The following is a 23,984-nucleotide window of genomic DNA, read 5'->3' on the forward strand; positions in this document are numbered from 1 at the left end:
ATAAATCCTTTTTATTGAATTATATCAAAAATATCCCCAAAGGGGAAAAACTTATTAACAAGAGTATTGAGTTATGAATTCGTAAGGATGTGGTCTTCCTTCTATTGGAATGATTTCAGTTTCGAATTTATAATCAATATAACTTTTGATAAATTCATCACTCATAACTGCTTTTAAGAAGCTATTATCATCTTTTAATTCAACTTCAACAGCTTCAACAGCTTCTCTTAAAGTTGCTGGAAGAGTTTTAATTCCTCTTTCTTTGATTTCATCTAAACTTAATTCAAATAAATCTTCGTCTAATGGTTTTCTTGCTGCTTCATAAACTTCCATATTATTTTTAATTCCATCAAGACCTGCAAGTAACATTACAGAAAATGCTAAATATGGATTAGCTGTACTATCTGGGAATTTAAATTCAGTTCTTACTGCTTTTTCACCAGCACCAAAAGGAATTCTACAACAAGCACTTCTGTTTTTTGCAGAATAAGCTAAAATATTTGGAGCTTCAAATCCTGGTTGTAATCTTTTGTAAGAGTTCATACTTGCATCTGTAAATGCAGTAACTGCGTCAGCATGAGCAAATACACCAGCAATATATTTTTTAGCTGTGTCACTTAAATGAGCATATCCGTTTTCATCATAAAATGTGTTTTTTCCATTTTTCCAAACTGATTGATGAACATGCATTCCATTTCCGTTATCACCATAAAGAGGTTTTGGCATAAATGTAGCAGTTTTACCATTTAAATGTGCTACCATTTTTACAACATATTTAAGTTTTTGAACATTATCGGCAGCTTCTACAAGTGTTCCAAATTTAACAACGATTTCACCTTGTGCTTGCGCAACTTCGTGATGAACAACGAAAGTTTCAAGTCCAACTTCTTTAAGAGTTTTTACCATTTCAGCTCTTAAATCTACCATACTATCAACTGGTGCTACTGGGAAATAACCGCCTTTTGTTCTTGGTCTATGACCTGTATTTAATTCATCACCAAAATCTGCATAATCATTCCATCCACCTTCACTAGTATCTACTTCATAAGCCTGGGCATTAACTTCATCTTTGATAACTATATTATCAAATACAAAAAATTCATTTTCTGGTCCGAAATATGCAACATCACCAATTCCACTTTCAGCTAAGTATTTTAAAGTATTTTTAGCTATTCCTCTTGGACATTTATCATATGAAGTATAGTCTGTATTTAATACATCACAAAATATAACCATAGTTGGGTCAGCTGTGAAAGGGTCTTCGAAGTGAGTTCCAATTTCAATATCTGGCATTAAAACCATATCAGAATCGTTAATTGTTTTCCAAGCAGGAATACTACTTCCATCAAATGGTAATCCATTTTTAAATGTATCTTCTTCAATTGCATCAATATCATAACATACATGGTGATTTACACCTTTTATATCAGTAAATCTAAAATCAATAAATTCAATCTCTTTTTCTTTGCATTCGCTCATAAACTCTATTGCAGTCATTTAAACTCCTTATTTATTTAAAATTTGTAATAATTATAGTATTATTTTAGATAAAAGTGTATAAAAAAGTGATTAAATTTTAGACAAAAGGTAAAAAATGGGGTATATTGAAACAATTTTAATAACTGAAAAAATAGAAAATTTAAAATTTCATAATGATAGAATGAATAAAACTCGTAAAAATTTTTATAATGTAAATGAAATTGATTTAAAAGATTATATAGAAATTATTCCAAATAAACGAGTTAGAGTAGTTTATGAAAAAGAGATAAAAAAAATAGAATATTTTGAATTAAATAAAAGAGAATTTAATAGATTAAAAATAGTAGAGTGTAATGATATTGAGTATTCTTATAAAAGTGAAAATAGAGAAAAGTTAAATTCTTTAAAAATTGAAGGGTTTGATGAGGTTATAATTGTTAAAAATGGATTAGTTACAGATACGACTATTTCAAATTTAGCTTTTTTTGATGGAATTCATTGGATAACTTCCAAAACTCCACTTTTGAAAGGTACAAAAAGAGAAGAACTTATTCAAAAAGGTTTTTTAAAAGAGAAAGATATAAAAGTAGATGAGATTCAAAATTATCAAAAAGTAGCTATGATGAATGCAATTATTGGATTTTATGAAATGGATATAAATTCGATAGTTTTTTGATATAATATTAAGGTAATGTAATTTATCAAAAAGTACTGACTAAATAAACGAAACAACTGTAAATTTTAACGAAAAAAAGCGTTAAAAAAAGTGTGCTTCAAACCCGAAGGGCGCTTGCGTTGGCACTTTTTAGCTTTTAGTAGTGTTAAGAAATTTGCATTATTGTTAAGTGTTTTAAGTTAGTACTTAATATTTAATATGATTATTTTAATAAATTCAATAAAAGGAATAAAAATGAATTGGGATTTAAAAGCACTTTTTAATTCAATAGAGGATGCGGATTATCTTTTAAATGAAGCAGAAAATGAGGCTAATTGGTTTTATAATGAATATAAAGGAAAATTATTAAATTTAAATGTATATGAATTTTTAGAAACAATAAACAGCTATATTGATATAAGTGAAAAAGTAAGTAGAGTTATGACATATATCTATTTACAGTTTGCAACAGATACAAGCAAAGGTAATTTACTTAGTAAATATGAAACCAAATCAACTGAAATTGAAGAAAAATTACTATTTTTTGAGCTTGAATTTACAAAATTACCAGAAGAAAAACAAAGTGAATTTATAAAAGAGAGTGGGGTTAATAAGTTATATTTAGAAACTTTACAAAAAGAAGCAAAACATAAACTTAGTGAGAATGAAGAAAAAATTTTAATGAAAAAAGATTTGACTTCAAGTAGTGCATTTAGTAGGCTTTTTGATGAGACTATGTCAAATACTAAATTTTTTTGGGATGGTAATTTTGTTAGTGAAGAAGAGATTTTGAGTAAACTATATTCAAGTGATAGAAATATAAGAAAACGAGGTGCAGTTGCCCTGACGAATGGACTTAAAGATAAACAAAAACTATTTACTTTTATTTACAATAATATCAAAAAAGATTGGAAAATAGAGTGTGAGCTTAGAAACTATAAAACACCAGAAGAGCCAAGACATATTTCAAACAAAGCAAGTCAAAAATCAGTAGATGCTTTGGTGAATGCTACAAATGCAAATTTTGATATAGTGCAAGAGTATTATGATATTAAAAAAGAACTTTTAGGATATAAAAAATTATATGATTATGATAGATATGCCCCACTCAAAGAGGTAAAAAAAGAGATATCTTTTGAAGAAGCAAAAGAAATGGTTTTAGATTCATTCAAAAATTTTAGTACTACTTTTTATGAAATTGCAGTGAAAGCATTTGATGAAAAATGGATAGATGTATATCCAAAAGATGGCAAAAGAGGTGGTGCCTTTTCACATGGAGCAACTCCAAAAGCTCATCCTTATGTGATGCTAAATTTCACAAATCAAATAAGAGATGTTTTTACATTAGCTCATGAATTAGGACATGCGATTCATCAATATTTAGCAAAAGAAGTGGGGTATTTAAATCAACATACACCTTTAACTACGGCTGAAACTGCTTCTATATTTTCTGAAATGATGCTTTTTGAAAATATCAAAAAAAGTTTAAGTGAAGAAGAATTAATTGGTGTGTATGCAAATAAACTTGAAGATATGTTTGCGACACTTTTTAGACAAATTGTATTTACAAATTTTGAAAGAAGAGTCCATAACAAGGAAGAATTGAGTGAAAATGAGTTTAATGTTATTTGGCAAGAAGAGAATCAAAGAATGTTTGGTGATTCTGTGATTTTAACAAGTAATTATAAAATTTGGTGGAGTTATATTCCTCATTTTATCCATTCACCTTTTTATTGCTATTCATATTCTTATGCTCAACTTTTAGTGGTAAGCTTATATAACCTTTATAAAAATGGATATGAAAATTTTGAAGAAAAATATATTGAATTTCTAAAAAGTGGTGGAAGTATTGAGCCAAAAGAGCAAATAGCAATGTTTGGTAAAAATATAGATGATGAAGAGTTTTGGCTTGAAGGAATTGATTCTATTAGAAATATGCTAAATGAGTTTAAAAATTTAGTGGGAGATAGAAAATGAAAATAGTGTATGACTCAAAATATAGAGAACTTATGACTAAACAAATAAAAGAACAAATAAGATATATGCTAGATAGTAATACTGAATTTTCAATAATAGTTCATATGGATAGTGGAGTTGATTTTAATCCTCCTTTACCAGCAGAAGTTATTGCAAATTTTAGAGATTTTACTATTTTTGCAATAGCAGGATATACTTTTCAAAGTGCATTTATAGAAAATGATACATTTATATTTGAAGCAGGTTTTGGAGCTGAAAATATAGGTGCTATGGTGTATGTTGACATTGATAGAATTTTGCAAATTGTAATAGGGGAAACTCCTATTTTTATAAATGTTACTGCATCAGTGGCAAAAGAAGAAAAAAAAGATCCTTTTGATGTTTTTGCATCTAATCCTAAAAATAAGAAGTTTTTTAAAAAATAATTTATTATAATACTTTACAACTTATTAAATACACTCAACAATAATGCAAATTTTTTAACACTCCAAAAAGCTAAAAAGTGTTAACGCAAGCGCCCTTTGGGTTTGAAGCACACTTTTTTTAACGCTTTTTTTCGTTAAAATTCACAGTTGTTTCGTTTTATTTAATTAGTTGTTAATATATTTATTTTGAATATTATTTAATATTACAAGGAATTTGTATATCAAATCCCTTTTTATTGTTAGAAAGTGTTATATCTCCATTATGGGCTTTTATGATTTGTAGAGACAAGGCTAGCCCTAATCCGTTACCTTTTGTTTTTGTTGTTTTAAACGCATCAAAAAGTATATTTTTATTTTCAAAAGGGATTCCACTGTCATAAATATGAAATAGATGATTTTTTTCATTTTTTTCATATATGATTTCCACTAATCCTTCATCTTCGCTATTTTCTTCAATTGCATCAATTGCATTAAAAATTAAGTTTTGTAAGACTAATAATATTAAATCAAAATCAGCTTTTATTTCAATATCAGGCATAAAAAAGATAAATTTTATATCTTTTGAATAACTATAATATTTTATTATACTTTTTAATTCTTTTTCTAATTCACTGATATAAAAATTTTTAGGTTTTATAATAACACCTTTTGAAAATAAAAGAGTGGTTTTTATAATTCTTTCAACTCTAAATATTGACTGTTTTATCTCCATAATTATATTGTTTGCATTACATTTTTTGGATAATACAGATAGGAGGATAGATACACTTCCTATTGGATTTCTAATTTCATGAGCTAAATGTGCTGCCATTTGTCCCATTGAGATGAGTCTTTGATTTCTTTTTTGTTCAGTTATATTTGTAGCTGAGATTATAATTTTATCTGCAAGTTTTGATTTTTGAACTAAATAAAATTGATTGTTAAGTTCTATCTCTGATTCTTGTGTTTTTAAAATTTCAGGTAAGTTTTTAGCTTTTGAGTTTTGTGCAATAATATTGTTTTCTTTATCAATTACCCAAATAGCTTGTGGTAAAAATTCAATTACACTATTTAAAATATTTTTTAATTCTTTAAATTCTTTTTCGACTTCGTATGTTTGATTGATTAAATATTCAAGATTAGATAATAATTCTTCAGAATTTTGAGGGAGTTTCATTTTTGCTCCAAGTATAAGTAGAAAATAAATGGTGGGTCCTCGGAGACTCGAACTCCGGACCGCTCGGTTATGAGCCGAGAGCTCTAACCAACTGAGCTAAAGACCCTCATCCATTTCTGAATTGAAATTATATATAAATTCGTGTTTAAATGCAAGTAAATTTTCTAAAATTCCAAAAATTAGCATAAAATTTATAAAACTTGTTCCACCATGTGATAAAAATGGAAGTGGAACACCAACTACAGGTGCAAGTCCAATAGTCATTCCCATATTTACACAAGAATATACAAAAATAATAATAGTTACTCCTGCAAAAATAGGCATAGCAAAATAATCATTTTTTAATTTTATTGTATAACTTAAAAGATAATAAACTAATAAAAAATATCCCATGCAGAGAAATATTACTCCAATTAATCCAAATCTTTCTGTAAAATAAGCAAATATAAAATCACTTGATGCAACAGGCAAAAATTTAAGTTGTGCTTGAGTAGCTTTTTTTTCATCTACACCAGTCATACCACCACTTCCTATAGCTATTATTGATTGTTCTACATGATAACTATGATGTCCTAAAAAATTTTCAATTCGTTGTTTTTGATAATCTTGTAATATAAATTTATAAGCAATAGGAATAAAAATAACTGTAAACAATAATCCGAAAATAATTATTTTTGTTCTAATTCCAACTATAATTAATGTTCCAAAACCTATAATAAAAAGAATTAAAGCTGTCCCTAAATCAGGTTCTTTTGCTATAAGTAAAAAAGGAATAATAATATAAATAGAAAGTTTTAGAAGTTGTTTTAAATTATATCCATCTTTATCAGGTGGATTTTTATATATTAAATATCCAAGCATCAAAATCATATTTGTTTTCATAAATTCACTTGGTTGAATAGTAAATCCTAATAATGGAATTTTAAGCCATCTTTTAGCACCTAATATACTAATACCAAAAATGTCAACACCAAGTAATAGAAATAAATTTAGAAAATATAAAAAAGGAATAAGCCAAAGATATTTTCGAATAGGAAATAAAAATGCAATAAAAAAAGCAATGAATCCTATTATTGTATAAGCGATTTCTTTTTGAAAAAGATGATAATTTAATTCATTTACTAAAAAAAGGGAAATTCCCATAAAGGGAAGAAGTATCAAAGGAAGTAAAAAGTCAAAATGATAAATTATTTTTTTGGTCATTTATCACAAGGATTTTTCACTATTTTTTCAAAAAGATTACTCATGACTTCATTCATTTTATGAGAAGTTTCTTCAATAAATTGCACTTGATTTGCAATATTTTCTGGATTTTTTAAGCAACTTTTTGTATCTATACATTCTAGAAGTTTATTTGCAGTTGTGTGAATTGAATGATGTAATTTTACGAGTTCTTTAAATTCATCATAACAATTAAATGATTCTTTTGTTTCTTTAGAATTTAACCATATACCAAATTCACATTCAGTTTCGACAACTTTTTTAATTTGTTGCTCATCTACTACTGCTTCTTTTATATTTGATTTATAAATTAAATGGCTAATTTGTGCTAAATCCATCACTAATTTTTGATTTGCAAGAAGTGCTATTTGAGAGTTTTTATCTGAAAGTGTATTAAATTCATTTATTGTTTTTTCAAGTTCATTTATATCTTCTCTTGAAGTATTTGCAATATTTGTAATTTTTTCTGAATTTGATTGAAGTTCGCTTGAATCTTGTTGTAAAGTTTTAATTGTAATACTAATTTCTGCTGTTGCTTTTTGAGTTTTTTCTGCAAGTTGTCTAACTTCATCTGCAACTACTGCGAATCCTCTTCCATGTTCTCCGGCTCTCGCAGCTTCGATAGCAGCATTTAGTGCTAATAAGTTAGTTTGGTCAGCAATATCAGTAATTAAATTCACAATATTCCCAATTTCATTACTTCTTTGATTAAGCATATTAATTGATTCATTTGTGTGGTCTATAAATTCTATAAGTTGTAATAATGTATCTGAAATAGCATTTACATCTTCATTTGATTGAAGTGATTTTTCATAAATATCTTGGCTTTGTTTTTCAATAGTGTCTAAGAATCCACTTAAACTTCCTTGAATATTAGATTTAATAGTGGTTAATTCTTCTTTCATACCGCCACCAAGTTCATTAAGTTTAATTCTTAGATTATTTTTAATTTGATTTTTTTGACTTTCACCAATCGCTTGTGCTGCTTTATCAACATTTTGGGCATTTGTTTTGAAATTACCTCTATATCCACTAATAAGTATTCCTCTATCCCAACCAGTTTGTGCTGCATTAATCGCAGCTGTAATATCTCTTTGGAATGATTCTAATTGATCAAGTAAATTATTTACTGCCCAAGCCATTTTTGCTAATTTTTGAGAATTATCTATTTTTGTAATTCTACCAGTAAAATCTCCATTTTCTGCTTTTAGCAATACTTTTTCAATTTTTATAGATAATTCAGAAGCTGAATCAGAAGAGTTACTAAACCAACAATAATATATAGAAATAGCCATAGAAATAGCAAATAAAATAAATCCATAATAGGCACCAGTCGTAAAATAGTCAATAATTGCAGAAATTAAAAATAGTATGTTTACAATTCTTATAATAGTTTTAGAGTTCATTTATTTCTCCTTTTTGAATACCGAGAGTAAGTTCATTAAATGTTATATTTTTTTCTTTTAGTAAGTTTTGAATAGCTTCATAACTTGCATTCATCCCACCAGTTTTTTCTAGTTCTACGAGTTTTGCATATAACGGTTCAATTACATTTTTAAAGCCATCACTGCATTTTCTTCTAACAGCATAATAACCTACTTTTTCCCCATTTGCATCATAATCAGATGAAATTGACGCAAATACCCAATAATATCCTCCATCTTTTTTTAAATTTTTTATAAATCCAAAAAATTCTTCATCATTATCGAGCATTTCATATAAAATTTTATAAGCAACTTGTGGCATAGTAGGATGTCTCAAAATATTATGAGGTTGCCCTAATAATTCATCTTCTCTCCAACCAGAAATCTTAATAAAATAGTCATTTCCATAAGTAATTCTACTTTTTAAGTCAGTTTTTGAAACTATAAAATCATTATCTGTTAATACAGTCTCTTTATCTGTAGGTGTTACATGAGGTTTTTTCATACTTTTCTTCTCCTTTATTTATTAAAATATAATTACTTTATATATAAAATTATATCACAAAAATACCATCAATTTCTAAAAGAGCAATTTTTTCTATTTTTTTTAATGATGATTTTATGATTACTTTTGTATCACTCAAATAATTATCAGCAATTTTTTGTAAATTTTTGGCTAAATCTAACTTATTACAAAAAGCATATTTTGCATCTAAATTGTGAATAAATATAAATTCTGTAATAGAAGCTATTTCTACTGCATAAGAAATATTATTGTCTTGACAATATTTATACAACTCTATATCGCTTTCCTTATATTGAAAAAGTAGAGTTGAATTGTTATCTGAATTTTCAATATCTTTTTTTGTTTTTATCTGATAAAAATTTTCATTACTAAATCTTTTATCATTTAAAATTATCATTGGCAATCCTTACATAAGCATCCATTTTTTGTCCATTTACATTCACTTTTTGGTACGAATGTATGGCAATTTGAGCATTCAACTAATTCATCACTATCATCTTTGGTAGTAGTAGAATTGTTTTCTATTTTTTTATCAAAAAATATTTTATAAACCACAAAGCCTACTACTATTAAAATTATTATCTTTAACATTTTATATCCTTTAAAATTACATAATTTAGTTTATCTTTAATTATTCTTATATTTGCATTTATATTTTTAATTTCTTCCTCTGCTTTTTGGCCTTTATACAAAAGCATATTTGTATTGTTGTCTATAAAAGCGCAAGAAAGTTTAATTAAAAATTCTGTGTTTTTTACTGCTCTTGAAGTTATTAAATCTACATTAAAAGGTTCAATTTGTTCTATTCTTTTTGGCAATACTTTGACATTATCTAATTTGAGAGATAATTTAGCATAATTTAAAAAACTATATCTTTTTTGGAGTGGCTCTATTAAATACCATGAAGTTTCGGGCATTGCAATTGCTAAAATAAGTCCAGGGATTCCAGCTCCCGTTCCTATATCAATAGCTGTTTTTATATTCTGATTTAAATATTCTATAGGTTTAATAGTTTGTTCGATTTGGTCTTTTAGTTCATTTCTATTATAGTTTGTAACAGAATGAGTTTTGTTCCATTTTAGAACTAAATCTATATATTTTTCATATTTATTCACAATAAATGTCCCATTTTTTCTTTTTTAGTTTGTAAATAATATTCATTAAATTCATTTGGTTCTATTTTTATAGGGATTCTTTCAGTAATTTCAATATCTTTAAGTTCGTTTATTTTTTTAGGATTATTTGTTAAAAGTTTTATTTTTGAAAGATTAAAATGTTTTAAGATTTTACTTACAATATCGAAATTTCTTATATCAGCTTCAAATCCTAATTGATGATTGGCTTCAACTGTATCGGCACCTTTATCTTGTAAATTATAAGCATTTACTTTATTGAAAAGTCCAATTCCTCTACCTTCTTGTCTAAGATAAATTACCATTCCACCATTTTCATTCATTAATTTTAGAGCAGTTTGGAGTTGTTCACCACAATCACATTTTAAACTTCCTAACGCATCACCTGTTAAACATTCACTATGTACTCGTACTATTGGAATTTCTCCAAAAGGTTTTTTAAAAATAACTAAATGTTCTTTATCATTTTCTATAAAAGATTGAATTTTAAATTTACCAAATTTTGTTGGAAGATTAGCAATTTCTGAAATTTTCAATTATTTATCCTTTTTGGTATAATTATAACAAAAAATTAAGGAAATTATTGTGAGACATTTTTTAAGCTTAAAAGATTTTACAAAAGAAGAGATATTTGAAATTATAAATGTTGGATTAAAAATTAAAAAAGAAACAAAAAATAAAATCTTTCAGCCATATCTTAAAAATATGAATTTAGCTATGATTTTTGAAAAAAGTTCAACTAGAACAAGAGTTTCTTTTGAAACTGGAATCAATCAACTTGGAGGAAATGGTTTATTTCTTTCAAATAAAGAGATTCAACTTGGGAGGGGGGAACCTATCAAAGATACCGCAAGAGTTATTTCAAGAATGGTAGATTTAATTATGATTCGAACTTTTGGTCAAGATAGACTAGAAGAGTTTGCTTCTTTTTCAAAAGTTCCTGTAATTAATGGACTTACTGATAAATATCATCCAGTGCAACTTTTAGCAGATTATATGACGATGATAGAATTTAAAAAAGAAAATGGAGTTTGTGCATATGTAGGTGATGGGAATAATATGACTCATTCTTGGATGATTTTGGCTTCTAAACTAGGCCTTGAACTTAGAGTTGCAACTCCCAAAGGTTATGAACCTCTTGAAGATGTCAAAGAAATGTGTGAAGATTTTGCGAAAGAAAGTGGAGCTAAATTACTTTACACAAATGATCCAAAAGAAGCAGTAAAAGGTGCAGATGTTGTTACAACTGACACTTGGGTAAGTATGGGGCAAGAAGAAGAAAAAGAGAAAAGAATTAAAGATTTTAATGGATATGAAGTAAATAATGAGCTTATGAGTTTAGCAAAAAAAGATGCTCTATTTTTACATTGTCTCCCGGCTTACAGAGGTTATGAAGTAAGTGAAGAAGTTTTTGAATCTCACGCAGATGAGATATTTAATGAAGCAGAAAATAGATTACATGCTCAAAAAGGATTAATGGTTTGGTTAATGAATTAAATCTAGATCCTCAAACAAAAGTAAAAGTAAAAAATATTGATGTTGAATTAATTGAAGGGGATTTGAAAGAAAAACCTTGGTTGATTGAGAGCGAAGATAAAAATTATGTTTTGCTTGAAGAAAAACAATATGATAAAATAATTCTTCTTTTAAGAAATATTTTAGAAGAAAATCTAGAATATAAAATTGAAGAAAAAGTAATAAATGAATTTCCTGTTGATTTTGAAGATGTTAAATTAGTAGTTAAAAAAGAGATGGAAGAAGAAAATATTCCTCTTGATAAAGCTATTAAAAAAGTAAAAACCCAATATCCAAATCTATTTCATAAAATTAGATTAGAAGATATTTTTAATTTTTAGAAGAATATTTTTCTAAACTTTCTTAATTTCTTTCCCTATTTTTCCATTTTAAAATTTTCAATATTTTATAATTTAATCTTCAATTGATTAAAATTTAATCAATTATATATATATAAATCAATCTAAAAAGTATTATAATTTTACAAACAAAACAAAGGAGAGTAAATGAAGAAGATTGAAGCAATTATCAAACCTTTTAAGCTTGATGATGTGAAAGATGCTCTAATGGAAGCAGATGTTTCACGAATCACAATTAGTGAAGTAAAAGGTCACGGAAGACAACAAGGACATAGTGAACTTTATAGAGGTAATGAATATGTAGTAGAGTATTTACCTAAAATCAAAATAGAAATAGTTGTAAATGAAGAATTCGTAGAAAAAGCAGTTGATGCTATTATTCAAGGTGCAAAAACTGGAAAAATTGGTGATGGAAAAATATTTATTTCACCGATTGAAGATATAGTTAGAATAAGAACTGGAGAAAGGGGAAATGATGCTATTTAAGTTAGTTATAAGTAGTTTAGCATTTGCAAGTTTAGCATTTGCTGATACTCCAAAATTGGACAGTGGAAACACTTCGTGGATGATGATGGCAACGGCGCTTGTCATGATAATGACACCAGCTGGACTTGCACTATTTTATGCAGGTATGACAAGAGCTAAAAATGCTTTAAATACTGTAATGATGGTATTTACTGCTTATACTTTAGCAACAGTTGTATGGGTATTCTGGGGATATTCATTAGCTTTTGGAAATGATGTTTTAGGAGTTATTGGAAATTTAAAACATATGTTTTTAAATGGAATAACATATTCTAATTTAGAGGGTAATGGTTATCCAACATATGTATTTATTGCATTCCAAGGGACTTTTGCGGCAATTACAGTTGCAATTGCAAGTGGAAGTATAATTGAGAGAACTAAGTTTTCAACATGGCTTGCGTTTGTAGTTTTATGGGTAACACTTGTTTATGCTCCTATAGCTCATATGGTTTGGGGTGGAGGATTCTTATTTAATGCAGGTGCACTTGATTTCGCAGGTGGAACAGTTGTTCATATGAACGGAGGTTTAGCAGGATTAGTTGCAGCTATAATGATAGGAAAAAGAAAAGGTTTTATGAAAACATCAATGATGCCAAGTAGTATTATTTTAACAGCTCTTGGTGCCGTTTTATTATGGTTTGGATGGTTTGGATTTAATGCAGGTAGTGAATTTGCAGCAGATGGTATTGCAGGAAGTGCATTTCTTATGACTAATTTTGCAGCAGCAGTTGCATCAGTTACATGGACGATTTTAGATTATTTAAAATATGGAAAACCAACTCTTTTAGGTGCAGCAAGTGGGGCAGTTGCAGGACTTGTAGCAATCACACCAGCAGCAGGATTTGTAGATATAGTAGGAGCTTTAATTATAGGAATCGGTGGTAGTTTATTTGGATTTTGGGGAGTTACAGGTCTTAAAAAACTTTTTAAATATGATGATTCTTTAGATGCTTTTGGGATTCACTTTATAGCAGGACTTTGGGGAGCATTAGCAACTGGATTATTTGCACTTAAAGGTTTAGCATGGGCTGGAAGTCCTCTTCATGATAAAGGAGATAGACTTGGTCAAATGGTTGTTCAATTAGAATCAGTAGCAGTAACAATCGTTTTTACAGCTGTAATGACAGCGGTTGTTTTAAAAATAGCGTCACTTATTACAGGTGGAGCAAGAGTTAGCGAAGAAGAAGAGATTGAAGGATTGGATTCAAAAATTCATGGAGAAGAAGGTTTTCACCTTTGATTCTCTCTTTTTAAATAGGTAAATTAATTATATTTCCCACTCCTGCTTTTATGAAATTGTCTTGAAATTTGATTTTAATCATTTTGATAGCTTTTTCACCAGTGCAGTGAGTAGGGGATATAAATTTTGTATCTAGATTTTGTATTACTTCCCCAATCTCTTCATTAGAACTTCTTAGCAAATGAAATCCACCTAAAATATAATAAATCTCTTTATTTAAATTATCTTTTATTCTATTTTGAATGTTTATAATTCCAGCGTGCCCACAACCAGTTATAATTATTAATCCTTTTGGAGTGTTTATTGCCATTGATTGTTCTTCGATTGGTTGCATAATTCCAGTAGTATAAACATTTGGTAAAATTTCACTGAATTTGTCATTAATTATAATAACTTCTTTTACTAAACTTTTTAAATCTTTAATTAGATGTTTTGAAAGGGAACTTGGTACAAACATTGTAATATTTGGATTTTCTTCGATAACTGTATCGATTCCTCCGATGTGGTCCCAATGACGATGAGAAATAAAAAGATATTTTACTTCTTTGAAATCAATTCCCATTTTTTTAGCATTTTGAAGTAAAACTCTTCCATTACTTCCCGTATCAAAAAGTAAATTTAATTCAGGAATATAACAAGAAAATCCCCATAAAGATTGATAACCTTTTTCGCCTCTAACATTATTAAATAAAATATTAAATGTCATAGTCCAGCTTCTTTAAGGGCTTCTCCTTGATAATGTGCGATTAATGGGTCGATTATTTCATCAAAAAGTCCTTCGCTCATAATTGCTTCAAGTCTGTATAATGTTAGTCCTATTCTATGGTCTGTAATTCTGTTTTGTGGATAATTATAAGTTCTAATTCTACCACTTCTATCACCTGTTCCTACTTGAGATTTTCTTGTATCCGCAATTTTTGCAAGTCTTTCTGATTCATATTTTTCAAAAACTCTAGCTTTTAGAATAGCTAAGGCTTTATCTTTGTTTCTTTGTTGGCTTCTTTCATCTTGCATTGAAACTTGAATTCCAGTTGGGATATGTGTCATACGAACGGCACTTTCAGTTTTGTTTACATGTTGCCCACCCGCTCCACTTGAACGCATTACATCTATTTTTATTTCATCTGTTGGGATTTCGATTTGAGTGTCGCTTACTTCGGGCATAACTGCAACTGTGATTGCTGAGGTATGGACTCGTCCTTGACTTTCGGTTGATGGAACTCTTTGAACCCTATGAACTCCACCTTCATATTTAAGTCTTGAATAAACACTTTCACCTTTTATTAGTAAAATTATTTCTTTGTAACCTCCCACATCACTTTCACTTTGACTAACTATTTCAACTTTCCAATTTTTGTTTTCTGCATATCTAACATAAGCTCTGAATAAGTCCGCTACAAAAAGACTTGCTTCATCACCACCTGTTCCAGCTCTAACTTCTAAATAGATATTTTTATCATCATTTGGATCCGTTGGTAAAAGTAGAAGTTTAATTTCCTCTTCTAAAATAGGAAGTCTTGGCTCTAATTCTTTGAGCTCTTCTTTTGCAAGTTCGCCCAACTCTTTATCTGAAAGTAATTCTTTGTTTTCTGTAATATTTTCTAAAGTCTCAATATAATCATTTGCTTTATCTACTATTTTTTGTAAATCTGATTGTTCTTTTGAAAGTTCTGTAAGTTTTTTGATATCTTGAGTGATTGATTTATCTGATAATAATTCTGAAATTTTATTATGTCTATCTAAAAATGGTTGAAGTTTGTCTTTTAGCATTAAATTGCCTTTGCGAGTTTTGTTAAATTTGGTAAAAAGGGAGAAAAAAAGAAATTAAGCTGATTTTTGAGCTAATTCTTTTACAAGTTTGTTTAGTCTACTTACTTTTCTTGCAGCTGTATTTTTTTTCAAAATACCTTTACTTACGAAATGGTGAAGTTTTTTGTTTGCATTTTTGAAAGCTTCTTGTGCTTTTTCTACTTCTCCAGCTTCTACTGCTTCTTTTACTGCTTTTGTAAGGTTTTTGATTCTAGTTTTATAAAATCTATTTCTTTCAGTTTTTTTTATTGTTTGAATAATTCTTTTTTTAGCTGATTTATGATTAGCCATTTTCTAAGTCCTTTGAATTTTTAGTTTTTGTGTGACATTATATCAAAAAGAATTTAAAAAAACAACTAAATTTTAGTATAATATCAATATATTATTATTTTAAGAAAAGGAAAACAATGAAACTATTTGGAACAGATGGAGTAAGAGGAAAAGCGGGAGAAGTTTTAACTCCATTTTTGGCTATGAAACTAGCTATGAGTATGGGAATGTATTTTAGAAAAAATTCTAAAACTAATAAAATTTTAGTAGGAAAAGATACAAGAAAAAGCGGATATATGATTGAAAATTCCATCGTAGCAGGTTTAACTGCTGTTGGTTATAATGTGATTCAAATAGGTCCTATGCCAACACCTGCCGTTGCATTTTTGACGGAAGACATGAGATGTGATGCAGGAGTTATGATAAGTGCAAGTCATAATCCTTTTTATGATAATGGAATTAAACTTTTTGATTCAAAGGGTAATAAACTTGATGTAGAGGTTGAAGAAGATATTGAAAAAATCTATTTTGAAGAAAATTTTGAACTAAAAACTGGTAAAGAGATAGGAAAGTCAAAAAGAATTGATGATGTAATCGGAAGATATATAGCTCATATCAAATCATCTTTTCCAAAAGATAAAAATTTAAGTAAATTTAGAATTGTTTTAGATACAGCAAATGGGGCGAGTTATAAAGTTGCTCCTATTGTTTTTGATGAATTAGGAGCTGATGTCATAACTTTATCAAATAAACCAAACGGATATAATATTAACGAAACTTGTGGTGCTATGCATCCAGAAAATTTAGCGAATAAAGTTAGAGAATATAGAGCAGATATTGGATTTGCATTTGATGGAGATGCAGATAGATTGGTAGTTGTAGATGAAAATGGAGAAAAAATTGATGGAGATAAACTTTTAGGAGCTTTAGCTCTATATTTACATAAAAATAAAAAACTTAAAGATGACTTGGTCGCTGTTACGATTATGAGTAATTCTGCATTAGTTGATTTTTTAGCAAAACAAGGGATAAAAACATATAAAAGTGCAGTTGGAGATAAATTTGTTCTAGAAGTTATGAAAGAAAAAAATATTAATTTTGGTGGAGAACAATCAGGACATATTATTTTTGGAGATTTTGCTAAAACAGGTGATGGAGTGGTATCAGCACTTCAAGCGATGGCTTATTTGATGCAAAGTGGTAAAAAAGCGAGTGAAGCATTTGACTTATTTGAATTATATCCGCAAGTGCAAACAAACATAAATGTAATAGAGAAAACTCCATTAGAAAAAATAGATGGTGCAATCGAAAAATTAGAAACAGTAACGAAAGAAGGATATAATCACATCGTAAGATATTCAGGGACTGAAAACAAATTAAGACTTTTAGTCGAAGGTAGCAATAAACAAAAAGCAAAAGAACTTTTAAATGATTTAGTACAATTTTTCAAAAGTAAATTAGGATGAAAAAAGTAATAGTTTTTTTAGTTTCATTAAGTACTATTTTTGTAATTGACCAATACATTAAATTAATGTTTATAAATGGGTTTAGATATGAAGGTAATCCTATAAGTTTAATTTTAGTTTATAATAAAGGTGTGGCATTTAGTATGTTTGCATTTTTAAAAGAGTATTTAAAGTATATTCAATTAATTTTAATTTTAGGAATTACATTTTTTATTTATAAAGAAAAAATTTTAGAAAAGCATCCAATTATTAGTGGAATATTAATTGGTGCAGGGCTTAGTAATATTTTTGATAGATTTAATCGTGCGGGTGTTGTTGATTATGTTTATTATCATGGACTTTTTAATTTTGCAGTATTTAATTTTGCAGATGTGATGATAGATTTTAGTATAGGTATGTTTATTTTGTATTATTTTTTAGAGAAGAAGAAAAGATAAATAGGTAGGCTTAACATTTTTATAAAATTGTGGTAATATTCGAAAAAAAAGGATAGATTATGAGTGATATTTTAAAAATAGGTAAATATGAATTTACAAACAGATTAATTGTAGGAAGTGGAAAATATCCAGATTTCCAAACAACAAAAGATGCAACACTTGCGAGTGGTGCAGAAATGATTACAGTAGCGGTTAGAAGAATAAATATTACAAATCCAAATGAAGAAAATTTGATGGATTATTTCAAAGGTACAAATGTAAGAATCTTACCAAATAGTGCAGGTTGTACAACTGCTGAGGATGCTATTACTACTTTTAGATTAATTAAAGAAGCTGTTGGAATTGATTTAATCAAACTTGAAGTAATTGGAGATACTGCAAAAACTTTATATCCTGATGTAATGGAAACTTTGAAAGCTTGTGAAGTTTTAGCAAAAGAAGGTTTCACAATTATGGCTTATACAAATGATGATCCAATTATGGCTAAAAGAATGGAAAATGCAGGAGCCGCAGCGGTTATGCCATTAGCAGCACCTATTGGAAGTGGTCTTGGTATTCAAAACAAATATAATGTATTATTTGTAAAAGAAGCTGTAAATGTTCCAGTTGTTGTGGACGCTGGAATTGGATGTGCAAGTGACGCGGCAATTGCTATGGAAATTGGTGCAGATGCTATTCTTACAAATACAGCGATTGCTCAAGCTAAAAATCCTATTTTAATGGCAGAAGCAATGAAAGATGCAGTAAGAGCAGGTAGAAAAAGTTATTTAGCAGGAAGAATTGCTAAAAAACCTTTTGCGACAGCTTCATCTCCTATTGAAGGACTTATAGAATTTGGAAGAGATTAATTTCTCTTCTAAAAATAAGTTTATAAATTTATTTAATTCTTTTATATTCCTCGAAATTATGTAATATCCAACTATAACTTTTCATTTCTTCAAAACTATCTTGAAGTAGATAGTCTAACTTTTCTAATTCTTTTAGATTAGTTACTTTTTCAATTTTAGTTTTAATTTCTATAATTTCGCTATTTTTTATATCTATTAATGCTCTAATTACATCTTTTGTTGTAAGAAGTCTTTGAAAAGTAAATCCCCACTTATTTTTTAATTCAATAAATTCATTTCCATATTTATATTTAATATGTTTTATTTTTTCCATATTAATAGACATATTATATTTTTTACGATGTTTAATATCAAAATTCATTTTTTTCCTTTTTTTAGATAATTTAAAATTTATTATGACTTATTATAAATTTACAATCAGCGACCGATATTTTTTAGTCGTTGATAATTTTAACGAAAAAAAATAAAGTTGTCAAGAGAATAATATATTACAACATAATAGCTCACTTTCACAAAAGTGTAGCAATACTATAATGCATTGGATATGTTTTTGCAGATTTTTTAAGCTGTGCCAATACATTTGCATATTCATTTTTAAATTTAGATTTGGCACCATTTATTTCTAATATAGCTGCACTAACAGTTAAGAAGTCGAATTTTTTTATATTACCTTCTCTGTCTTTTGATTCAATATGCCCTTTTTTGATATCTTCTTTATTATAAAAATTTATTACATCTTTCGAAAATTTTTCTATTATATTTTTTACAATATTTAAAGATTCTTCTATATTTTTGTTTTTTAGGGATATTGATAAAAAGAAGTCATCTCCTCCAATATGTCCTATCATCATATCTTTATTATTAGAAAAAGAGAGTAAAATATCAGCAAATAAAAGAATAATTCTATCTCCATTTCTAAAACCATAAGCATCGTTATATGGCTTAAAATTATCCAAATCAAAATATACATGTAAATAAGTTTCATTATTATCCATACATTTTTGCATATATTTGTTAATTGTGCTATTTCCTCCTAATTTTGTAAGAGGATTTTGATCTCTTGCATCAAATAACTGTTTTTTATGAATGATTTCTAAGAGTTTTTGTGCAGTTAATACCCCTTTGTATTTTCCATTTTCTTTGATTATAATATAAGAAAGATTTTTATTATAACTAAAAATTTGAATGAGTTTTTCTATAGATTCATTAATATCTACTATGTAGCACTTTGTAAGAAATTTGTCTATTTTATCACAAATCTTTTTTTTAGATAAAAGTTCGTTTCCATAAGGTGAATAGATGTATTCTTTTAATTTTTTATCTTCTAATACACCTAAAGGAATATTATCATCAACAACAATAATAAAATTATATTCTTTTAAAATATTAAATACTTCACTAAATAGTGATTTATAATTTATACTTGGATATATTTCAATATTATCAACAATATTATTATTTTCTTTTTTATTTCTTTTAGAATTTGTTAATAATTTATAAGAATTAGGTAATGATTTTAAGTTGGTATTTGGTCGTTCTAAGAAATAACCTTGAAGTAGATCTATTCCTAAATCTTTGCAATATAAAAATTCTTCTTTGGTTTCTATTCCTTCGGCTATAACTAAATATCCTAAAAGATGAGACATTTCAACTATTTCTTTTAAAAAAATTTGTTTTTTTAGATTTTTATCAATATCTGTAATAAAAAAAATATCGATTTTAATATATTCAGGGTCTGTATGGTATAATAATTTCATAGCAGCAAATCCTGTACCATAGTCGTCTATGGCTATTTGAAAATCTTGCTTTTCATAATGACGGAAAAGTTTTTTTAAATCTTTTAAAGAGTCAATTTGATGTTTTTCAGATATTTCAAAAGTAATAAATGAACTTTCAACATTTAGAGATTTTAGAAATTCTTTAGTTTTTCCACTTTCAAATTTTTTTAAGTTAATGATTCTATTATCTATATTTAAAAACAGTTTAAAATTGTTTGGATTTTTATATTTTAAAAATTTTTTAATCGCTTTTTTTCTAAGTTCTAATTCAACTTCATATAAAATTTTTTCTTCATATGCCATGTCGAAAAATCCATCAATTGTTTTAAATTCAGTTTTTTCAGTGTTTCTTAAAAGTGCTTCAAAACCTATAACTTTTCCAGTATCAAAACTTACAATTGGTTGATAAGCGAAATCTAATTCAGTTATAATCTTTTGCCATTTTTTTAGTTTTTTCATAAAACGACCTTATATTTTTAATTGAGCTTATTTTATTTACTTTAAATAACAATTTGATTACAAATTTATATTGTTTTATTTTTTTAATTATTTTGTAAAAGAAAATCTAATTATGCTATAATACACAATAAATTACGGAATATAAGGAGTAATATATTATGGTAACATTTTCAGCACAAGAACTTATACCCTCATCAAAGTTTGCAAAAAATTTTGGTACTTATCTTGCACAAATAAGAGAACAAAGTGTAAAAAAACTAGCTGTTCTTAAAAATAATAAAATAGAAGCTGTCATTGTTTCAAAAGATGAATATGAACTAATGATGCAAGCACTTAAAGAAAAAAAGGCTAAAGAGTTTGAATTATCTCTATCATCTGCTTTAGAAGATGTTAAACAAGGTAAAACCTATCCTATAGAAAAACTATGGGATTCTTTGGATGATTGAGTATAGTGAGACATTTTTAAAAGAAGCAAAAAAAACTTTCTAAAAAATATAAATTATTAAAAAAAGACTTACAGTATTTAATAAAAGATATAGAAAATAATTAAGATTTAGGAATTTCTTTAGGATATGGATTTTATAAGAAACGATTACAAAATTCATCAATACCTACAGGAAAAAGCGGAGGATTTAGAATTATTATTTATCAACAAATAGAAGATAAAATTATTTTATTAACAATTTATTCTAAAACTACCAAAGAAACACTGAGCGATGATGAATTGAAAATATTAGTTAAAAAGTACATATCTAATGAATGATTTATCTTTTATTATTTTTATCAATTCTTGGTAATGTAATACCTTTTTGTTTTAGATATTTACCACCTTTATCTCCATAACTTGTTTCACACAAAGTATCTGCACCCAAAAATAGAAGTTGAGCAATTCCTTCATTTGCATAAATTTTGGCTGGAAGTGGAGTAGTATTTGATATCTCAATAGTGATATTACCTTCCCATTCTGGCTCAATTGGAGTAACATTTACAATAATTCCACATCTTGCATAAGTTGATTTACCAACACAGACAGCTAAAATATCTCTTGGTATTTTGAAATATTCTACACTTCTACAAAGTGCAAAACTGTTAGGTGGAATAATACAATCACCTTTTACTTCTATTACATTTTGTTTATCGAAATTTTTAGGGTCAACAATCGTGGTGTTTACATTTGTAAAAATCATAAATTCATCACTTACTCTAATGTCATATCCATAAGAGCTAACACCATAACTTACTATTCCTTCTCTGACTTGTTTTTCATGGAATGGATTGATCATATCAAACTCTTTTGACATTGTTCTTATCCATTTATCTGATTTTATACCCATTATTTTAATCCTTTTATAAATTTTTGTAAAATTATATCAATTTATGCTAAAATTAGATAATAAAAATTTTAGGATAAATCCAAGGAGAAAATATGACTTTTAAAGAGATTAAAGAATTAATAGAAGTTTTTGATGAAAGTGAACTATCAAAACTAAGTATAAAAGAGGGTGAATTTAAAATAAAACTTGATAAAAATGTAACAGCTCCACAATTAGTAACTCAAACACCAATACAAGTACCACAAGCTCAAATATCTACTCCAGCTCAAGTAGCTGAAACTCCATCTCAAACTGATGATAATAGTGATTATATAACTTCACCAATGGTTGGAACATTTTATGAAGCTCCATCTCCAACAAGTGATACTTATGTAAGAGTAGGAGATAAAGTAAAAGCAGGTCAAACTGTATGTATTGTAGAAGCTATGAAAATTATGAATGAAATTCAAGCTGAATTTGATTGTGAAATTTTAGAAATTTTAATAGAAGATGGTCAAGCTGTTGAATTTGATACACCATTATATAAAGTAAGAAGAGTTTAATATGAATAAAATAAAAAAAATTCTTATTGCAAATAGAGGTGAAATTGCACTAAGAGCTTTAAGAACTATTAAAGAAATGGGAAAAGAGGCTATTTGTGTATATGCAAAAGCTGATAAGGAAGCTAGTTATTTAAAATTTGCTGATGCTTCTATTTGTATAGGAAAAGATGTTTCAACTACAAGTTATCTAAATGTCCCAGCTATTATTTCAGCAGTAGAGTTAGCTGATGCTGATGCAATTTTTCCAGGATATGGGTTCTTAAGTGAAAATCAAGATTTTGTAGAAATTTGTGAAGTTCATAATATTAGATTTATTGGGCCAAGTTTAGAAAATATGAAATTAATGGCTGATAAATCAACTGCAAAAGAAGTTATGAAAAAAGCAGGTATTCCAGTAGTTCCAGGAAATGATGGTGCTTTAAAAGATGTTGAAGAAGCAAAAAAAATGGCGAAAGAGATAGGTTTTCCAGTAATCCTAAAAGCTGCAAGTGGTGGTGGTGGAAGAGGAATGAGAGTTGTTGAAAATGAATGTGAAGTAGAAAATGCTTATATTGCAGCAAGCTCAGAAGCCGAAAGTGCTTTTGGTGATGGAACAATGTATATTGAAAAATATATCAAAAATCCAAGACATATAGAAGTGCAAATATTAGCTGATAAACATGGGAATGTTATTCACATAGGTGAGAGAGATTGCTCACTTCAAAGAAGACATCAAAAATTAATTGAAGAATCTCCTGCTATTTTACTTGATGAAAAAACGAGAGCTAAACTTCACGAAAGTGCTGTAAAAGCAGCGAAATATATAGGTTATCAAAGTGCTGGAACATTTGAATTTTTAGTAGATGCTGATAAAAACTTCTATTTTATGGAAATGAATACAAGACTTCAAGTAGAACATACTGTAAGTGAAATGGTAAGTGGACTTGATTTAATTGAATGGATGATAAAAATTGAAGAGGGTGAAAAACTTCCAAGTCAAGATAGCTTCGAGATTAAAGGTCATGCAATAGAGTGTAGAATTACAGCAGAAGATCCAGTTAAATTTTATCCAACTCCAGGGAAAATTACTAGCTTAATTACACCAGGTGGAAGAAATGTTCGACTTGACACACATATTTATTGCGGATATGAAATGCCAAAATATTATGATAGTTTAATTGCTAAATTGATTGTTTGGGATGAAAATAGAACAAGAGCTATTGAAAAAATGAAAGAAGCTTTAAGAGAATTTGAAATTGAAGGTATTAAATCAACAATTGATTTCCATTCTAAAATGATGGAAAATGTAGATTTTATAACAAATAATTTTGATACAAAATATTTAGAGAGATAATTTTTTAAGATACTGACCTAAAACTCTCAACAATAAAACAAATTTTTTAACACTCTAAATAATTTCTCTTTTC

29 protein-coding genes and 1 tRNA gene are annotated in these 23,984 nt (G+C 27.6%); 14 read left to right on the top strand and 16 right to left on the bottom strand.

Going from position 1 to position 23,984, the window contains the following annotated elements; all coding sequences use genetic code 11:
- Positions 1-54: 54 nt before the first annotated feature.
- Positions 55-1,497 carry a type I glutamate--ammonia ligase gene (glnA, locus tag ACZ5OA_RS01585; protein WP_464907777.1) on the bottom strand — a complete coding sequence of 481 codons (1,443 nt, stop codon included), beginning with the start codon at positions 1,495-1,497 and terminating at the stop codon, positions 55-57.
- A gap of 97 nt (positions 1,498-1,594) precedes the next feature.
- On the opposite strand from glnA, the gene ACZ5OA_RS01590 reads away from it, so the two are divergent.
- From ACZ5OA_RS01590 to ACZ5OA_RS01600, 3 genes are all read left to right on the top strand, one after another.
- A complete protein-coding gene (locus tag ACZ5OA_RS01590) occupies positions 1,595-2,155 on the top strand; it encodes an aminotransferase class IV (protein WP_464907778.1) in 561 nt (186 codons plus the stop codon).
- A 234-nt stretch (positions 2,156-2,389) separates the two neighbouring features.
- On the top strand, positions 2,390-4,111 hold the full coding sequence (locus ACZ5OA_RS01595; RefSeq protein WP_464907779.1) for a M3 family oligoendopeptidase: 1,722 nt from the start codon (positions 2,390-2,392) through the stop codon (positions 4,109-4,111).
- On the top strand, positions 4,108-4,536 hold the full coding sequence (locus ACZ5OA_RS01600) for a hypothetical protein (RefSeq protein WP_464907780.1): 429 nt from the start codon (positions 4,108-4,110) through the stop codon (positions 4,534-4,536). The genes ACZ5OA_RS01595 and ACZ5OA_RS01600 overlap by 4 nt, the downstream gene beginning before the upstream one ends.
- A gap of 193 nt (positions 4,537-4,729) precedes the next feature.
- Here the strand turns inward: ACZ5OA_RS01600 and ACZ5OA_RS01605 are convergent, their stop codons facing one another.
- The 9 genes from ACZ5OA_RS01605 to ribA form a co-directional block, all read right to left on the bottom strand.
- Positions 4,730-5,692, bottom strand: a complete 963-nt coding sequence (locus tag ACZ5OA_RS01605; RefSeq protein WP_464907781.1) for a sensor histidine kinase — start codon at positions 5,690-5,692, stop codon at positions 4,730-4,732.
- A gap of 29 nt (positions 5,693-5,721) precedes the next feature.
- Positions 5,722-5,798, bottom strand: a tRNA-Ile gene (locus ACZ5OA_RS01610).
- On the bottom strand, positions 5,789-6,895 hold the full coding sequence (locus ACZ5OA_RS01615; protein ID WP_464907782.1) for an FtsW/RodA/SpoVE family cell cycle protein: 1,107 nt from the start codon (positions 6,893-6,895) through the stop codon (positions 5,789-5,791). Before ACZ5OA_RS01615 ends, ACZ5OA_RS01610 begins: the two co-directional genes overlap by 10 nt.
- The gene (locus tag ACZ5OA_RS01620; RefSeq protein WP_464907783.1) at positions 6,892-8,319 is read right to left on the bottom strand and encodes a methyl-accepting chemotaxis protein; all 1,428 of its coding nucleotides are present in this window, start codon (positions 8,317-8,319) and stop codon (positions 6,892-6,894) included. Before ACZ5OA_RS01620 ends, ACZ5OA_RS01615 begins: the two co-directional genes overlap by 4 nt.
- On the bottom strand, positions 8,309-8,842 hold the full coding sequence (locus ACZ5OA_RS01625) for a PAS domain-containing protein (RefSeq protein ID WP_464907784.1): 534 nt from the start codon (positions 8,840-8,842) through the stop codon (positions 8,309-8,311). The genes ACZ5OA_RS01620 and ACZ5OA_RS01625 overlap by 11 nt, the downstream gene beginning before the upstream one ends.
- Before the next feature lie 49 nt (positions 8,843-8,891).
- Positions 8,892-9,260 carry a hypothetical protein gene (locus ACZ5OA_RS01630; RefSeq protein WP_464907785.1) on the bottom strand — a complete coding sequence of 123 codons (369 nt, stop codon included), beginning with the start codon at positions 9,258-9,260 and terminating at the stop codon, positions 8,892-8,894.
- Positions 9,257-9,454 (bottom strand): hypothetical protein, encoded by a 198-nt coding sequence (locus ACZ5OA_RS01635; protein ID WP_464907786.1) that lies wholly within the window; start codon positions 9,452-9,454, stop codon positions 9,257-9,259. The genes ACZ5OA_RS01630 and ACZ5OA_RS01635 overlap by 4 nt, the downstream gene beginning before the upstream one ends.
- Positions 9,448-9,978, bottom strand: coding sequence for a 16S rRNA (guanine(527)-N(7))-methyltransferase RsmG (rsmG, locus tag ACZ5OA_RS01640; RefSeq protein WP_464907787.1), 531 nt, complete (start codon positions 9,976-9,978; stop codon positions 9,448-9,450). Before rsmG ends, ACZ5OA_RS01635 begins: the two co-directional genes overlap by 7 nt.
- The gene (ribA, locus tag ACZ5OA_RS01645) at positions 9,975-10,532 is read right to left on the bottom strand and encodes a GTP cyclohydrolase II (protein WP_464907788.1); all 558 of its coding nucleotides are present in this window, start codon (positions 10,530-10,532) and stop codon (positions 9,975-9,977) included. The genes rsmG and ribA overlap by 4 nt, the downstream gene beginning before the upstream one ends.
- Positions 10,533-10,581: 49 nt before the next feature.
- On the opposite strand from ribA, the gene argF reads away from it, so the two are divergent.
- The 4 genes from argF to ACZ5OA_RS01665 all read left to right on the top strand — a co-directional run bounded on the left by argF (position 10,582) and on the right by ACZ5OA_RS01665 (position 13,635).
- Positions 10,582-11,493 carry an ornithine carbamoyltransferase gene (gene argF / locus ACZ5OA_RS01650; RefSeq protein WP_464907789.1) on the top strand — a complete coding sequence of 304 codons (912 nt, stop codon included), beginning with the start codon at positions 10,582-10,584 and terminating at the stop codon, positions 11,491-11,493.
- Positions 11,478-11,852, top strand: coding sequence for a DUF2603 domain-containing protein (locus ACZ5OA_RS01655; RefSeq protein ID WP_464907790.1), 375 nt, complete (start codon positions 11,478-11,480; stop codon positions 11,850-11,852). Before argF ends, ACZ5OA_RS01655 begins: the two co-directional genes overlap by 16 nt.
- 165 nt (positions 11,853-12,017) lie before the next feature.
- Complete coding sequence (locus ACZ5OA_RS01660; protein WP_464907791.1) at positions 12,018-12,356, top strand: P-II family nitrogen regulator; 339 nt, start codon at positions 12,018-12,020, stop codon at positions 12,354-12,356.
- A complete protein-coding gene (locus ACZ5OA_RS01665; protein ID WP_464907792.1) occupies positions 12,346-13,635 on the top strand; it encodes an ammonium transporter in 1,290 nt (429 codons plus the stop codon). The genes ACZ5OA_RS01660 and ACZ5OA_RS01665 overlap by 11 nt, the downstream gene beginning before the upstream one ends.
- Before the next feature lie 10 nt (positions 13,636-13,645).
- Here the strand turns inward: ACZ5OA_RS01665 and ACZ5OA_RS01670 are convergent, their stop codons facing one another.
- Genes ACZ5OA_RS01670 through rpsT form a run of 3 tightly spaced genes read right to left on the bottom strand, consistent with a single transcriptional unit; the run spans position 13,646 to position 15,735 of the window.
- A complete protein-coding gene (locus tag ACZ5OA_RS01670; RefSeq protein ID WP_464907793.1) occupies positions 13,646-14,341 on the bottom strand; it encodes an MBL fold metallo-hydrolase in 696 nt (231 codons plus the stop codon).
- Positions 14,338-15,405, bottom strand: a complete 1,068-nt coding sequence (gene prfA, locus ACZ5OA_RS01675) for a peptide chain release factor 1 (protein WP_464907794.1) — start codon at positions 15,403-15,405, stop codon at positions 14,338-14,340. Before prfA ends, ACZ5OA_RS01670 begins: the two co-directional genes overlap by 4 nt.
- A 54-nt stretch (positions 15,406-15,459) precedes the next feature.
- A complete protein-coding gene (rpsT, locus tag ACZ5OA_RS01680) occupies positions 15,460-15,735 on the bottom strand; it encodes a 30S ribosomal protein S20 (RefSeq protein ID WP_464907795.1) in 276 nt (91 codons plus the stop codon).
- Between the two features lie 116 nt (positions 15,736-15,851).
- Between rpsT and glmM the strand changes: the two genes are divergently transcribed.
- From glmM to ACZ5OA_RS01695, 3 genes are read left to right on the top strand one after another with little or no spacing between them, the layout of a single operon-like run.
- Positions 15,852-17,180, top strand: a complete 1,329-nt coding sequence (glmM, locus tag ACZ5OA_RS01685; RefSeq protein ID WP_464907796.1) for a phosphoglucosamine mutase — start codon at positions 15,852-15,854, stop codon at positions 17,178-17,180.
- Entirely contained in the window at positions 17,177-17,617 is a 441-nt protein-coding gene (gene lspA, locus ACZ5OA_RS01690) for a signal peptidase II (protein ID WP_464907797.1), read from the top strand. Before glmM ends, lspA begins: the two co-directional genes overlap by 4 nt.
- 59 nt (positions 17,618-17,676) lie before the next feature.
- Positions 17,677-18,465, top strand: a complete 789-nt coding sequence (locus tag ACZ5OA_RS01695) for a thiazole synthase (RefSeq protein WP_464907798.1) — start codon at positions 17,677-17,679, stop codon at positions 18,463-18,465.
- 28 nt (positions 18,466-18,493) lie between these two features.
- On the opposite strand, the gene ACZ5OA_RS01700 is transcribed toward ACZ5OA_RS01695, so the two are convergent.
- Both ACZ5OA_RS01700 and ACZ5OA_RS01705 read right to left on the bottom strand, forming a co-directional pair.
- Complete coding sequence (locus tag ACZ5OA_RS01700) at positions 18,494-18,826, bottom strand: hypothetical protein (protein ID WP_464907799.1); 333 nt, start codon at positions 18,824-18,826, stop codon at positions 18,494-18,496.
- Between the two features lie 148 nt (positions 18,827-18,974).
- Positions 18,975-20,702 (bottom strand): EAL domain-containing protein, encoded by a 1,728-nt coding sequence (locus tag ACZ5OA_RS01705; RefSeq protein WP_464907800.1) that lies wholly within the window; start codon positions 20,700-20,702, stop codon positions 18,975-18,977.
- Positions 20,703-20,860: 158 nt separating this feature from the next.
- Between ACZ5OA_RS01705 and ACZ5OA_RS01710 the strand changes: the two genes are divergently transcribed.
- Together ACZ5OA_RS01710 and ACZ5OA_RS01715 are read left to right on the top strand one after the other, a co-directional pair.
- Complete coding sequence (locus tag ACZ5OA_RS01710; protein ID WP_464907801.1) at positions 20,861-21,148, top strand: hypothetical protein; 288 nt, start codon at positions 20,861-20,863, stop codon at positions 21,146-21,148.
- 113 nt (positions 21,149-21,261) lie between these two features.
- The gene (locus ACZ5OA_RS01715; RefSeq protein ID WP_464908309.1) at positions 21,262-21,465 is read left to right on the top strand and encodes a type II toxin-antitoxin system RelE/ParE family toxin; all 204 of its coding nucleotides are present in this window, start codon (positions 21,262-21,264) and stop codon (positions 21,463-21,465) included.
- Position 21,466: 1 nt separating this feature from the next.
- Here the strand turns inward: ACZ5OA_RS01715 and dcd are convergent, their stop codons facing one another.
- Entirely contained in the window at positions 21,467-22,036 is a 570-nt protein-coding gene (gene dcd, locus ACZ5OA_RS01720) for a dCTP deaminase (RefSeq protein ID WP_464907802.1), read from the bottom strand.
- Positions 22,037-22,128: 92 nt separating this feature from the next.
- Here dcd and accB point away from each other — a divergent pair, with 92 nt between their 5' ends.
- Positions 22,129-22,578, top strand: coding sequence for an acetyl-CoA carboxylase biotin carboxyl carrier protein (gene accB, locus ACZ5OA_RS01725; RefSeq protein WP_464907803.1), 450 nt, complete (start codon positions 22,129-22,131; stop codon positions 22,576-22,578).
- A 1-nt stretch (position 22,579) separates the two neighbouring features.
- Entirely contained in the window at positions 22,580-23,911 is a 1,332-nt protein-coding gene (locus tag ACZ5OA_RS01730; RefSeq protein WP_464907804.1) for an acetyl-CoA carboxylase biotin carboxylase subunit, read from the top strand.
- The last annotated feature ends 73 nt before the right edge of the window (positions 23,912-23,984 follow it).

The organism is Thioreductor micantisoli (assembly GCF_055392745.1).

What these genes read in the sequence shown, in the direction of transcription:
- glnA (WP_464907777.1), bottom strand. Translation starts at nt 1,497, where the DNA reads ATGACTGCAATAGAGTTTATGAGCGAATGCAAAGAAAAAGAGATTGAA.
- ACZ5OA_RS01590 (WP_464907778.1), top strand. Translation starts at nt 1,595, where the DNA reads ATGGGGTATATTGAAACAATTTTAATAACTGAAAAAATAGAAAATTTA.
- ACZ5OA_RS01595 (WP_464907779.1), top strand. Translation starts at nt 2,390, where the DNA reads ATGAATTGGGATTTAAAAGCACTTTTTAATTCAATAGAGGATGCGGAT.
- ACZ5OA_RS01600 (WP_464907780.1), top strand. Translation starts at nt 4,108, where the DNA reads ATGAAAATAGTGTATGACTCAAAATATAGAGAACTTATGACTAAACAA.
- ACZ5OA_RS01605 (WP_464907781.1), bottom strand. Translation starts at nt 5,692, where the DNA reads ATGAAACTCCCTCAAAATTCTGAAGAATTATTATCTAATCTTGAATAT.
- ACZ5OA_RS01615 (WP_464907782.1), bottom strand. Translation starts at nt 6,895, where the DNA reads ATGACCAAAAAAATAATTTATCATTTTGACTTTTTACTTCCTTTGATA.
- ACZ5OA_RS01620 (WP_464907783.1), bottom strand. Translation starts at nt 8,319, where the DNA reads ATGAACTCTAAAACTATTATAAGAATTGTAAACATACTATTTTTAATT.
- ACZ5OA_RS01625 (WP_464907784.1), bottom strand. Translation starts at nt 8,842, where the DNA reads ATGAAAAAACCTCATGTAACACCTACAGATAAAGAGACTGTATTAACA.
- ACZ5OA_RS01630 (WP_464907785.1), bottom strand. Translation starts at nt 9,260, where the DNA reads ATGATAATTTTAAATGATAAAAGATTTAGTAATGAAAATTTTTATCAG.
- ACZ5OA_RS01635 (WP_464907786.1), bottom strand. Translation starts at nt 9,454, where the DNA reads ATGTTAAAGATAATAATTTTAATAGTAGTAGGCTTTGTGGTTTATAAA.
- ACZ5OA_RS01660 (WP_464907791.1), top strand. Translation starts at nt 12,018, where the DNA reads ATGAAGAAGATTGAAGCAATTATCAAACCTTTTAAGCTTGATGATGTG.
- ACZ5OA_RS01665 (WP_464907792.1), top strand. Translation starts at nt 12,346, where the DNA reads ATGCTATTTAAGTTAGTTATAAGTAGTTTAGCATTTGCAAGTTTAGCA.
- ACZ5OA_RS01670 (WP_464907793.1), bottom strand. Translation starts at nt 14,341, where the DNA reads ATGACATTTAATATTTTATTTAATAATGTTAGAGGCGAAAAAGGTTAT.
- prfA (WP_464907794.1), bottom strand. Translation starts at nt 15,405, where the DNA reads ATGCTAAAAGACAAACTTCAACCATTTTTAGATAGACATAATAAAATT.
- rpsT (WP_464907795.1), bottom strand. Translation starts at nt 15,735, where the DNA reads ATGGCTAATCATAAATCAGCTAAAAAAAGAATTATTCAAACAATAAAA.
- glmM (WP_464907796.1), top strand. Translation starts at nt 15,852, where the DNA reads ATGAAACTATTTGGAACAGATGGAGTAAGAGGAAAAGCGGGAGAAGTT.
- lspA (WP_464907797.1), top strand. Translation starts at nt 17,177, where the DNA reads ATGAAAAAAGTAATAGTTTTTTTAGTTTCATTAAGTACTATTTTTGTA.
- ACZ5OA_RS01695 (WP_464907798.1), top strand. Translation starts at nt 17,677, where the DNA reads ATGAGTGATATTTTAAAAATAGGTAAATATGAATTTACAAACAGATTA.
- ACZ5OA_RS01700 (WP_464907799.1), bottom strand. Translation starts at nt 18,826, where the DNA reads ATGAATTTTGATATTAAACATCGTAAAAAATATAATATGTCTATTAAT.
- ACZ5OA_RS01705 (WP_464907800.1), bottom strand. Translation starts at nt 20,702, where the DNA reads ATGAAAAAACTAAAAAAATGGCAAAAGATTATAACTGAATTAGATTTC.
- ACZ5OA_RS01710 (WP_464907801.1), top strand. Translation starts at nt 20,861, where the DNA reads ATGGTAACATTTTCAGCACAAGAACTTATACCCTCATCAAAGTTTGCA.
- dcd (WP_464907802.1), bottom strand. Translation starts at nt 22,036, where the DNA reads ATGGGTATAAAATCAGATAAATGGATAAGAACAATGTCAAAAGAGTTT.
- accB (WP_464907803.1), top strand. Translation starts at nt 22,129, where the DNA reads ATGACTTTTAAAGAGATTAAAGAATTAATAGAAGTTTTTGATGAAAGT.
- ACZ5OA_RS01730 (WP_464907804.1), top strand. Translation starts at nt 22,580, where the DNA reads ATGAATAAAATAAAAAAAATTCTTATTGCAAATAGAGGTGAAATTGCA.